Source organism: Cupriavidus sp. 05N40 (genome assembly GCF_056397305.1).
On record NZ_JBFTND010000237.1, the window covers coordinates 1 to 10,519 of the forward strand.

Genomic DNA, 10,519 nt, shown 5'->3' on the forward strand with positions numbered 1-10,519 from the left:
CATCGAGGGTGACATGCCGGTGTCACCCCTGCCCCAAGGAGGCATTTGTGTACGTTTGCATCTGCAATCAGGTTACCGACCGAGAAATCCATGGAGCCGCCCATCTTGGCGTGCAAACGCTGGAAGAGCTGGCTGAAACGCTGGGTGTTGGCACCTGCTGCGGCCGCTGCCGCGAATGCGCCCACCAGGTCCTGTGCGAAGGCGTGGCGGCGGTGCGCAACGTAACGGTCGCCACCATCCATGTGGTGGACATTTCCTCCTGTTCGTCCTCTGGTCCGCGTGCCATAATGGACACTCGGGACCCGGCAGTCGCGAACGACCAGCAAACTGAGCTGGTTGCCTGAACTCGCCCGCAATTTTTAGATTGCGGCGCGTTTTCCCATTTCCAGACTGCACGCGGCGCACCTTGCGCCGCTTCGCGTTTTTGCGGGGGCCCGATGCAACAGGAGCCTCCAATGAAAGGTGACAAGAAGGTCATCCAACACCTGAACGCGCAGCTGAAGAACGAGCTGACCGCGATCAACCAGTATTTCCTGCATGCCCGCATGTATCGCCACTGGGGCTTGAAGAAGCTCGGCGACGTGGAATACAAGGAATCCATCGGCGAGATGAAGCACGCGGATCGCCTGATCGACCGCATCCTGATGCTCGACGGACTGCCCAACCTGCAAGACCTGCACAAGCTGCTGCTGGGTGAAGACACCCCGGAAATGCTCAAGTGCGACCTGAAGCTGGAGCAAGCCGCGCACACCACGGTCAAGGAAGGCGTCGCATATTGCGAATCGGTGGGCGACTATGTCAGCCGCGACATCCTGGTCGATATCCTGACCGACACCGAAGAGCATATCGAGTACCTGGAAACGCAGCTCGACCTGATCGACAAGGTTGGCCTGCCCAACTATCTGCAGTCGCAGATGGAGCCGGGCGAGCAGTAAGCCGCCCAGCAGTCGGCCGCACGTTCGCAAGAACCTGGTGGCCGCACACGCGCGGTGCCGTCCGGTGCTGCCGCTCTTGCCTGCATTCTGGTAGTAACCCTTATCATTCGGATTTAGATTCCCATTCGAGGCGGTTTTCGCACGCGGTCGCCGGTACCTTGCATGCCTGTGCCTTGCGCGTGCGTACAATCGAATCGAACGACAAATCGAACGACAAATCCTCCCCCGCACGCCGTCTCTCTCTTTCACTTGAAGGCTCTGGTTCGCGATGCGCGCAGATACGGCTGATCTCAGGCGGCTCTTTCTCTCCGGCGCGCCGTTGCTGGATGTCCGCGCGCCGGCCGAATTCGCGCGAGGCGCCTTTCCCGATGCCGTCAACCTGCCGCTGATGGATGACGCCGAGCGGCATCAGGTGGGCCTGTGCTTCAGGGAGCAAGGGCAGGCCGCCGCGCTTGCGCTGGGGCACCGCCTGGTGTCGGGCGAGATCCGCGCCGCGCGCGTCGCCGCCTGGGCGGGTTTTGCCCGCGCCCACCCGGATGGCTACCTGTACTGCTTTCGCGGCGGATTGCGCTCGCAGATCGTGCAGCAGTGGCTGAACGACGATGCCGGCATTGCCTGTCCGCGCGTGGCCGGCGGCTTCAAGGCGATGCGCACCTTCCTGATCGAGACCCTCGATGCGGCCGCGGCGAACTGCGGCCTGCTGATGCTTGGCGGCCTCGCCGGCAGCGGCAAGACCGAACTGATCGCGGATCTGGTCGCCGGGGAGGGCGCCGCCATCGATCTGGAAGGGCATGCCCGGCATCGTGGATCGAGCTTCGGCCGGCGGGCCGTGGCGCAGCCCACGCAGATCGATTTCGAGAATGGCATGGCGATCGATCTGTTGCGCCGCCGTGCGGCCGGGCACCCGGCCCTGGTGGTGGAAGACGAAGGGCGTTATATCGGCAGGCGCACCTTGCCGCTGCCTTTCTATCTCGCCATGCAGGCGGCCCCGTTGGTCTGGCTGGAGGAGCCATTCGAGGCGCGCGTGAGCCGGGTGCTCGACGACTATGTGCTCGGCCTGTCCGGCGAGTTCATGGCGGCATTTGGCGGGCAGGCCGGGTTCGCGGCCTACGCCGCGCGCCTGCGCGAGGCCATGGCAGCGATTGCCGGGCGCCTTGGCGGGGTACGCTACGCGAGGCTGTCGGCATTGCTGGATCAGGCACTGGCGCGCCAGGAGGGCAGCGGAGAAACCGACATGCACCGGGCCTGGATCGCCGTGCTGCTAAGCCAGTACTACGACCCGATGTATGCCTACCAGCGCGAGCAGCGCGAGGCCAGGATCGTGTTCCGCGGCGCGCGCCCGGCCGTGCTGGCCTACCTGCGCGAACACACGCGCGCCTGAAACGGTGGCGCAAGCCTGTTGCGTCGGCCCTTGACGGGAGGCATCGGGATCGGCATCAGGCGCCTGGGTGGCCATCATGGCCGCCACCGCAGACCTCGCAGTCCGGCGCGCGGCCGAGCCGCATGGTAGTCCATTCCATGCCGAGCGCATCGACCATCAGCAGGCGCCCGGCGAGGCTGGTGCCAACCCCCATCAGGAGCTTGAGCGCTTCGGCCGCCTGCACGGTGCCGACCATGCCCACCAGCGGCGCGAATACGCCCATGGTGGCGCAGGCGACTTCCTGCGCGGGCTGCGACGGGGGAAACAGGCAGGCGTAGCACGGTGCGTCCGGCTGGCGGTGGTCGAACACGCTGACCTGCCCGTCGAAGCGCAGCGCCGCCCCCGAAACCAGCGGCACGCGGTGCTGCACGCAGGCGCGATTGACCGCCTGGCGCGTGGCGAAATTGTCGCAGCAGTCGAGTACCACGTCGGCATCGGCGACCAGTTGCGCCAGCTGATCGGGGCCCACGCGCGCGGCAACCAGCCGTACGTCGAGGTCCGGGTTGATGCGCAGCATGCCTTCGCGCGCGGACTCCACCTTGGGCCGGCCGACGTTGGCGGTGGTGTGGATCACCTGGCGCTGCAGGTTGGTGAGGTCTACCACGTCGTCGTCGACCACCGTGATGGTGCCGACCCCGGCCGATGCGAGGTAGGGCAGTGCGGCCGCGCCCAGCCCGCCGGCGCCGATCACCAGCGCACGGCCGGCCAGCAGGCGGCCTTGACCTTCAATGCCGAGTTCGTCGAGCAGGATATGCCGCGAGTAGCGCAGCAGTTGATCGTCGTTCATGCGGTGCCATGCAAAAGCGGCCCCGCAGGGCCGCCTTTATTCGAGAGGAGTTCAGGGAGCCTTGCCGGTCGGCGTGCCCAGCGGCGTTCCCATCGGGGCGCTTGCCGGTGGTGCGCTTGCCGGGGTCTTGCCGGCCGGGGCGGCGGGCTTGGCCGGGCTTGCGCTCTTGGCGGGCTTGGCCGGCTTGTCCGAGGTCGCGACGGCTTCGAGCTTGGACTTGGAGCGCTTGACCGGCTGGCCTTCGAGCTGCGCGATGGCCTGTTGCAGCATGAAGTCATCCGCCGAGCCGAACTCGATGGGCTTCTTCTTGCGTTCCTTCTCGCGCTCTTCCGGTGTCTTCTTGGCGTTCTCTTCCTCGAGCCGGCGCAGCTCTTCCACGCGTCGCTGCTCGCGCTCGTTCATCTCCGGCTCTTCCGATTCCTGCTTGTTGTGCAGGTGGCGCTCGGTGTCGATCTCGCGCGTGATCAGCGCGTCGTCGGGATCGCCCTCGGGATTCTGGTCGACCGGGATGTCCGGGCGGATGCCCTTGGCCTGGATCGACTTGCCGGTCGGCGTGTAGTAGTAAGCGATGGTCAGCTTGATGCCGGTCTCGTTGGTCAGCGGGCGCACGGTCTGCACCGAGCCCTTGCCGAAGGTGGTCTTGCCCATGATCAGCGCGCGCTTGTGATCCTGCAGCGCRCCGGCCACGATCTCCGACGCCGAGGCCGAGTAGGCGTTGGTCAGCACCACCATGGGGATCTTCTTGTACAGCGCCGGCAGGCTCTTGAGCGGGTCATCCTCGATCGACGACAGCCGGTAGTTGTTGAAGGTCGTCTTGTAGACGCGCTTGGCGTCCGGCACCTGGCCGTTGGTCGAGACTACGGTCACGTCGTCGGGCAGGAAGGCCGCGGCCACGCCCACGGCGCCCTGCAGCACGCCGCCGCCGTTGTTGCGCAGGTCGAGGATCACGCCCTTGAGGTTGGGATTCTTCTTGGCCAGATCATCGAGCTTCTTGCCCAGGTCGGCCACGGTCCGTTCCTGGAAGCTGGTCAGGCGCACCCAGGCGAGGCGGTCGTTGTCGATCAGCTTGGYCTTGACCGACTGCACGCGGATCTCSGCRCGCGTGATCGAGACCGGGAASGTGCGTTCSTCGCTCTTGCGGTAGATGGTCAGCGTGACCTTGGTGCCCGGCTCGCCGCGCATGCGCTTGACCGCCTGTTCCAGCGGCAGGCCGCGCACGGGCTTGTCGTCGATGCGGGTGATCAGGTCGCCGGGCTGGATGCCGGCGCGGAAGGCGGGGGTGTCCTCGATCGGGTTGATCACCTTGACCAGCCCTTCTTCCTGCGAGATCTCGATGCCGAGGCCGGCGAAGCGGCCGCGCGTGCCTTCCTGCAGTTCCTTGAAATCCTTCTCGTCCAGGTAGGCCGAATGCGGGTCGAGGCTGGCGACCATGCCCTTGATGGCTTCGGTCAGCAGCTTCTTGTCGTCGACCGGCTCTACGTACTCGCGCTTGATCTGGCCGAAGATGTCCGCCATCAGGCGCAACTGCTCCAGCGGCAGCGGCCCGGACGAATTCTGCGCCGTGGCCGAGAGCTGCAGCGTGGCCAGCACGCCGGCAACGAGTCCGGCAGAAACAAGACTGATGTTCTTGAGCGTCTTACGCATGAGGGCTGCCTGAACGTGTGAGGATTATGCTATGTCGGAGCCGGCCTGGTGCGTCACACCGGCCGGTTTTGTCCGACAGTATAAGAGGGAGCGGAAAAAAAGGTCTGTTCCGCTGCCGGCAACGGCCGGGCGGCACGCGGAGGCGCGCGCCCGGCCCTTGCCTCAGCGTGCCTTGCCCTGGTTGGCCACGGCGGCCAGCGAGGCGGCGAGCGCTTCCTGGTCGCCCAGGTAGTAATGACGCAGCGGGCGCAGCTCGGCGTCCAGCTCGTACACGAGCGGGGTGCCATTGGGGATATTGATGCCAACGATGTCGTCATCCGAGATCTGGTCCAGGTACTTCACCAGCGCGCGAATGCTGTTGCCATGGGCGGCTATCACCACGCGCTTCCCCGATTTGATGTCGGGTGCGATGGATTCGTTCCATAGCGGCAGCACGCGGGCCACCGTATCCTTGAGGCATTCGGTGAGCGGGATCTCGTTGCGCGGCACGCTGGCGTAGCGCGGGTCGTSGTACGCGACGCGCGGATCGTCCTGTTCCAGCGCCGGCGGCGGGGTGTCGTAGCTGCGGCGCCATACCAGAACCTGCTCGTCGCCGAACTTGGCCGCGGTTTCCGCCTTGTTGAGGCCGGACAGCGCGCCATAGTGCCGCTCGTTCAGGCGCCATTCGTTCCGCACCGGGATCCACATCTGGTCCATTTCGTCCTGCACGTGCCACAGCGTGCGGATGGCGCGCTTGAGGACCGAGGTATAGGCTACGTCGAAGGCGAAGCCCGCCTCGCGCAGCAGCTTGCCGCCCAGCTTGGCCTGGGCCACGCCGGTGTCGGTCAGGTCGACGTCGACCCAGCCGGTGAAGCGGTTTTCGAGATTCCAGGTGGATTCGCCGTGGCGAATGAGAACGAGTTTGTACATGCTGCTTCCAAAGCGTGAGAAACCTGTGCGCGCCGTGCCACTTGCGCCTTCATGTGTCAAGTAGGAGACAATGGCGGTCGCGGGCGCTAAACCGTCTATTTTATAATGCCGCCGACTCAACCCACCGGAATGCCAACGTGAATTTCTTCGCCGACTACAACAACCTTGCCTTGATCGCCATTGCCGTGGTGTCGGGCGGCCTGCTGGCCTGGCCCGCCATCTCGCGCGGCACCTCCGGCAAATCCGTCAATCCGGCCAGCGCCACGCAGATGATCAACAAGCGCAATGCGGTGGTCGTGGATATCCGGGAAGCCACCGAATATGCCAAGGGGCACCTGCCGCAGGCCAAGAGTGCGCCACTTGCCGACCTGGCCAACCGCGCCGCCGGCCTTGCAAAGGACAAGTCCGTCCCCATCATCGTCGTGTGCCAGACTGGCCAGCGTTCGGGCAAGGGGCAAGCAGTCCTGAAGGAAGCCGGTTACAGTGAGATCTATTCGCTCGAAGGCGGCCTGGCCGCGTGGCAGCAAGCCGGCTTGCCGGTGGTCAAGTAAAACGCGCGCCGGGCGCAGCAAAGGGCGCGGCAGCGTACCTGACCGGCCACCTGCCGGCCGCCCCGAGCCAAGCCAAAGCCAAGTTTCAAAGGAGAACCGCATGGCCCGCGTTGTGATGTACAGCACGGTAGTTTGTCCGTATTGCCAGATGGCCGAGCGCCTTCTGAAGGCCAAGGGCGTGGATGCGATCGAGAAGATCCTGATCGACCGCGAGCCCGGACGGCGCGAAGAAATGATGAGCCGCACAGGGCGCCGCACGGTGCCGCAGATCTATATCGACGAAACCCACGTGGGCGGTTTCGACGATCTCTCCGCACTCGACCGCCAGGGCGGATTGACGCCGCTGCTGGCGGCCTGAGGCAAATTCCTAGCCGCGACGCGGGTGAATTCGCCACCCGCGTCATGTACCATATGCGTTTTCCAACCGGGTGCCTGCCCGGGTCGCCAGCCTGGGCCATTGCCGCCCGCAGCGCTTGCGGCCTGGGTATCTGGCGTCCAATGCCCATTCCCGGAAGCCTTTCATGAGCGACGAGCAAAACAATCAGCAGGAAGACCAGCCGTTCTTCAATATCCAGCGTGTGTACCTGAAGGACATGTCGCTCGAACAGCCGAATTCGCCCGGCATCTTCCTCGAGACGGAAGCCCCGGCCGTGGAAGTGCAGGTGAACGTGGGCGCCTCGCAACTGCAGGAAGGCATCTTCGAAGTGGTGGTGACGGGTACCGTGACCACCAAGGTGCAGGACAAGGTCGCCTTCCTGGTCGAAGCGCACCAGGCCGGCATCTTCGATATCCGCAACGTGCCGGTGGAGCAGCTCGACCCGCTGCTGGGCATTGCGTGCCCGACCATCCTCTACCCGTATCTGCGCGGCAATATCGCCGACGTGATCACGCGCGCCGGTTTCCAGGCCATCCACCTGTCGGAAATCAATTTCCAGGCACTGTACGAGCAACGCCTGCAGGCTGCGATGCAGGAAGCCGAAGCCGCCCAGGGCGGCAACAGCGGCATCGTGATGCCCGACGGCAGCCAGGCCCGCCACTGATCCACGGATCCTGGCGCGGTATGCAGTAAAGACGGGGCCACGTGCCCCGTTTTGTCATTCCGGCCCGCCCATGTGCGACGCAAGCGGCCGGCGGCCGAGCGTCCAGGCCACCAAACGAGCGAGGCAAACCGTCATGAAAATCACTGTCTTCGGAGCCGGCGCCTGGGGCACCGCGCTGGCCAGCCATGCCGCCGCGGCCCACGAGGTGGTGCTGTGGGGGCGCGATGCCGCCGAGCTGGCGGCGATCGGCGCCGCCGGTGTCAACGCCACCTACCTGCCTGGCGTGGCGCTTTCGGAAAAGCTCGCCTTCGAGGCCGATTTCGAGCGGGCCGCGGCGCACGTCGATGCCGATCCCGATGGCCTCGTGATCGTGGCCACGCCGGTCTCCGGCTTGCGCGAGATGACACGCCGGCTGGCCACGCGCAGCAACGGCGGCCTGCGCATGCTGTGGCTGTGCAAGGGCTTCGAAGCCGGCACCAACGCCCTCCCGCATCAGATGGTGCGGGAGGAGCTGGATGCCGCCGGCCGCCTCGACGAAACCTTGTACGGCGTGCTGACCGGACCGAGCTTTGCCCGGGAGGTGGCGCTCGGACTGCCATGCGCGCTGACTGTCGCGGGCACGTCGCCGGTGCTGTCCGAGCTGGCGCAGCAGGGCTTTCATCATCATGCGATGCGCATCTACGGCAGCGATGACCTGGTCGGCGCCGAGGTGGGTGGGGCGGTGAAGAACGTGCTGGCGATCGCCACCGGCGCCAGCGACGGGCTCGGGCTGGGCCTGAACGCGCGCGCCGCGCTGGTGACGCGCGGCCTGGCCGAGATGACGCGCCTCGGGATGGCGCTGGGCGGACGGGTCGAGACCTTCATGGGCCTGGCCGGCATGGGCGATCTGATCCTGACCGCTACCGGCGACCTCTCGCGCAACCGCAAGGTCGGCCAGCAGCTGGCCGAAGGCAAGACGCTCGCACAGATCCTGGCCGACCTGGGCCATGTGGCCGAAGGCGTGCGCTGCGCCCAGGCGGTGGCGGCGCTGGCCGCGGCACAGGGTGTCGAGATGCCGATCACGCGCGCGGTCTGCGCCGTGCTGTTCGAAGGCCTGCCTGTCGCCGATGCGGTGGCGCGCCTGCTGCAACGCGATGCCCGGGACGAGTGAGCGCACGAGTGAGCGCGCCTCGCGTCTTCCCGTTTTTCGCAATGACCAATGATTCCCGCGGCGCCACGGATGCCGTGCCGCCATCGCTCCGCCCCATGCCCCCAGACTCCATTGCGGCCCGCCGCCGCGTCCTGATCGCCCTTGCCGCCAGCGCTGTGCCCGGCGCATTGCTGGCTTCGCCTGCCGCCGGGCAATCCTGGCCGGTACGCCCGATCCGCATGGTGGTGCCGTTTCCGGCCGGTTCCTCGCCGGACCTGATCGCACGCCTGCTTACCGAGAAGCTGTCGGTGTCGCTCGGCCAGCCCGTGGTGGTGGAAAACCGCCCCGGGGCCGGCGGCAATATCGGCACCGGCCTGGTGGCGCGCGCCGCGCCCGACGGCTACACCCTGCTGCTCACCATCAACGGGCCGCTGGTCACCGCGCCGACGCTGTCGCGCCACCTTGGCTACGATCCCGTGCGCCAGCTCGCGCCGGTATCGCTGGTGGCGACTTCGCCCAATGTGCTGGTGGTGGACGCGCGCCTGCCGGTGCACGACGTGGGCGAGTTCGTGGCGCTGGCCCGCGCGCGGCCCGGTGTGCTGAACTACGGCTCGGTGGGCAACGGCAGCGCCGCGCACCTGGCCATGGAGCAGCTCAAGGCGATGGCGAAGATCGACCTCGCCCATATTCCCTACCCGGGCTTTGCGCAGATCACCACGGCCATGGTCGGTGGCCAGGTGCAGGCCGGCTTCATGGTGCCGGCGATCGCCATGCCGCTGGTCGCCGCCGGCAAGCTGCGCATCATCGCGGTCACTACCAGCGGGCGCACCGGCCTGCTGCCCAACGTGCCCACCGTGGCCGAGTCCGGCTATCCGGGCTTCGAGGCGATTTCCTGGCAGGCCGTGCTGGCGCCGGCCGGCACGCCGGCACCGGTGATCGACCGGCTCTACCGCGAACTGGTGGCCATCATCGGCAGCGAGGACGTGCGCGCCAAGATGCGCGCGCAGTATTTCGTGCCGGCAGGCACGGCGCCGCAATCGCTGCGCCAGACCATGGCGAGCGAGAAGGCGCGCTGGGACAAGGTGATCCGGATCGCCGGCGTCGAGCCGGAATAGGCGGGAGAGCGCTCAGGCGCCGCCGGCGAAGCCGTTTTGCCGCCACGCTTCGAACACCACGACCGCCACGGTATTGGAGAGATTGAGGCTACGGTTGTCGGGCCGCATCGGCAGGCGGATGCGCTGCGCGGCGGGAAACCATTCGCGCCGCTCGGGCGCCAGGCCGCGCGTCTCCGATCCGAACACGAACCAGTCGCCGGGCCGGAAGCCGACCTGCCCGAACGGCGTCGAGCCGTGCGTGGTGAGGGCGAACATGCGGGCCGGATCGGGCTGCTCACTGGCCATCAGTGCGTCCCAGTTTTCATGCACGCGCATGCTGGCGTACTCGTGGTAGTCCAGGCCCGCGCGGCGCATGCGCGCATCCTCGAGCGGAAAGCCAAGCGGCTTGACGAGATGCAGCCGCGCGCCGGTATTGGCGCACAGGCGGATCACATTGCCGGTGTTCGGCGGGATTTCTGGTTCGACCAGGACGACATTGAACATGGTGTCGGGCGGGCCTYGCGGCGCCGCAGCCATAAAACGCTGCGCAGCTTACCCCGGGCAAGGGGCGCATGTCACGCTAGCGCGGGCTAGGGCGTGCGCAGGGCAACGAACAATGTGACGCGCGCCGCGCCATGGGCTTTCAATATGCGCGCCGCTTCGCCCAGGGTGGCGCCGCTGGTCATCACATCGTCGACCAGCCCCACATGCAGGCCCGTGATATCGCTGCCCGGCGCCAGCCCGAAGGCGCCCTGCAAGTTCGCCTGGCGCGCGGACAGGTCCAGCGAAGCCTGGGCCGGCGTATCGCGCAGGCGGGCCAGCAGCGTAGGCGAGGCGCGCGCACCCAGGAGGCGTGCCAGCGGCCTGGCGATTTCCCAGGACTGATTGAATCCGCGCACCGCGAGGCGCTGTGCGGAGAGCGGGACCGGCGCGAGCAAGGCGGGGCGGGCGGTGCTCGCTGGCGGCCTCGCGGCTTGCCAGCGGCGCGCCAGTTCCGTCGCCAGCCAGTC

Annotated in this window: 13 protein-coding genes; 8 read left to right on the forward strand and 5 right to left on the reverse strand. The window is 66.9% G+C overall.

The window, feature by feature from the left end:
* Window positions 1-110: 110 nt before the first annotated feature.
* From AC1DO7_RS35455 to mnmH, 3 genes are all read left to right on the forward strand, one after another.
* The gene (locus AC1DO7_RS35455; RefSeq protein WP_477117190.1) at window positions 111-344 is read left to right on the forward strand and encodes a bacterioferritin-associated ferredoxin; all 234 of its coding nucleotides are present in this window, start codon (window positions 111-113) and stop codon (window positions 342-344) included.
* Window positions 345-455: 111 nt separating this feature from the next.
* Window positions 456-935 carry a bacterioferritin gene (gene bfr, locus AC1DO7_RS35460; protein WP_441613763.1) on the forward strand — a complete coding sequence of 160 codons (480 nt, stop codon included), beginning with the start codon at window positions 456-458 and terminating at the stop codon, window positions 933-935.
* Between the two features lie 268 nt (window positions 936-1,203).
* Window positions 1,204-2,316, forward strand: coding sequence for a tRNA 2-selenouridine(34) synthase MnmH (gene mnmH / locus AC1DO7_RS35465; protein WP_441649708.1), 1,113 nt, complete (start codon window positions 1,204-1,206; stop codon window positions 2,314-2,316).
* A gap of 55 nt (window positions 2,317-2,371) precedes the next feature.
* On the opposite strand, the gene AC1DO7_RS35470 is transcribed toward mnmH, so the two are convergent.
* From AC1DO7_RS35470 to gpmA, 3 genes are all read right to left on the reverse strand, one after another.
* Window positions 2,372-3,142, reverse strand: a complete 771-nt coding sequence (locus AC1DO7_RS35470; protein WP_441649707.1) for a HesA/MoeB/ThiF family protein — start codon at window positions 3,140-3,142, stop codon at window positions 2,372-2,374.
* Window positions 3,143-3,193: 51 nt separating this feature from the next.
* Window positions 3,194-4,786 carry a S41 family peptidase gene (locus tag AC1DO7_RS35475; RefSeq protein WP_477117187.1) on the reverse strand — a complete coding sequence of 531 codons (1,593 nt, stop codon included), beginning with the start codon at window positions 4,784-4,786 and terminating at the stop codon, window positions 3,194-3,196.
* Between the two features lie 162 nt (window positions 4,787-4,948).
* Window positions 4,949-5,695: a 2,3-diphosphoglycerate-dependent phosphoglycerate mutase gene (gpmA, locus tag AC1DO7_RS35480; protein ID WP_477117188.1), complete on the reverse strand. Its 747-nt coding sequence runs from the start codon at window positions 5,693-5,695 to the stop codon at window positions 4,949-4,951.
* Window positions 5,696-5,832: 137 nt separating this feature from the next.
* Between gpmA and AC1DO7_RS35485 the strand changes: the two genes are divergently transcribed.
* The 5 genes from AC1DO7_RS35485 (at window position 5,833) to AC1DO7_RS35505 (ending at window position 9,530) form a co-directional block, all read left to right on the forward strand.
* A complete protein-coding gene (locus AC1DO7_RS35485) occupies window positions 5,833-6,246 on the forward strand; it encodes a rhodanese-like domain-containing protein (RefSeq protein ID WP_441613758.1) in 414 nt (137 codons plus the stop codon).
* A gap of 100 nt (window positions 6,247-6,346) precedes the next feature.
* Complete coding sequence (grxC, locus tag AC1DO7_RS35490; RefSeq protein ID WP_441613757.1) at window positions 6,347-6,604, forward strand: glutaredoxin 3; 258 nt, start codon at window positions 6,347-6,349, stop codon at window positions 6,602-6,604.
* 163 nt (window positions 6,605-6,767) lie between these two features.
* Window positions 6,768-7,286 (forward strand): protein-export chaperone SecB, encoded by a 519-nt coding sequence (secB, locus tag AC1DO7_RS35495; RefSeq protein WP_441613756.1) that lies wholly within the window; start codon window positions 6,768-6,770, stop codon window positions 7,284-7,286.
* Window positions 7,287-7,419: 133 nt separating this feature from the next.
* The gene (locus AC1DO7_RS35500) at window positions 7,420-8,436 is read left to right on the forward strand and encodes an NAD(P)H-dependent glycerol-3-phosphate dehydrogenase (protein ID WP_441649705.1); all 1,017 of its coding nucleotides are present in this window, start codon (window positions 7,420-7,422) and stop codon (window positions 8,434-8,436) included.
* 95 nt (window positions 8,437-8,531) lie between these two features.
* Complete coding sequence (locus AC1DO7_RS35505; RefSeq protein WP_441649704.1) at window positions 8,532-9,530, forward strand: Bug family tripartite tricarboxylate transporter substrate binding protein; 999 nt, start codon at window positions 8,532-8,534, stop codon at window positions 9,528-9,530.
* A 12-nt stretch (window positions 9,531-9,542) separates the two neighbouring features.
* On the opposite strand, the gene trmL is transcribed toward AC1DO7_RS35505, so the two are convergent.
* Together trmL and AC1DO7_RS35515 are read right to left on the reverse strand one after the other, a co-directional pair.
* Entirely contained in the window at window positions 9,543-10,013 is a 471-nt protein-coding gene (gene trmL / locus AC1DO7_RS35510; protein WP_441613753.1) for a tRNA (uridine(34)/cytosine(34)/5-carboxymethylaminomethyluridine(34)-2'-O)-methyltransferase TrmL, read from the reverse strand.
* An 86-nt stretch (window positions 10,014-10,099) separates the two neighbouring features.
* On the reverse strand, window positions 10,100-10,519 hold a 420-nt coding region (locus tag AC1DO7_RS35515; protein WP_477117189.1), incomplete at its 5' end, for a ComF family protein.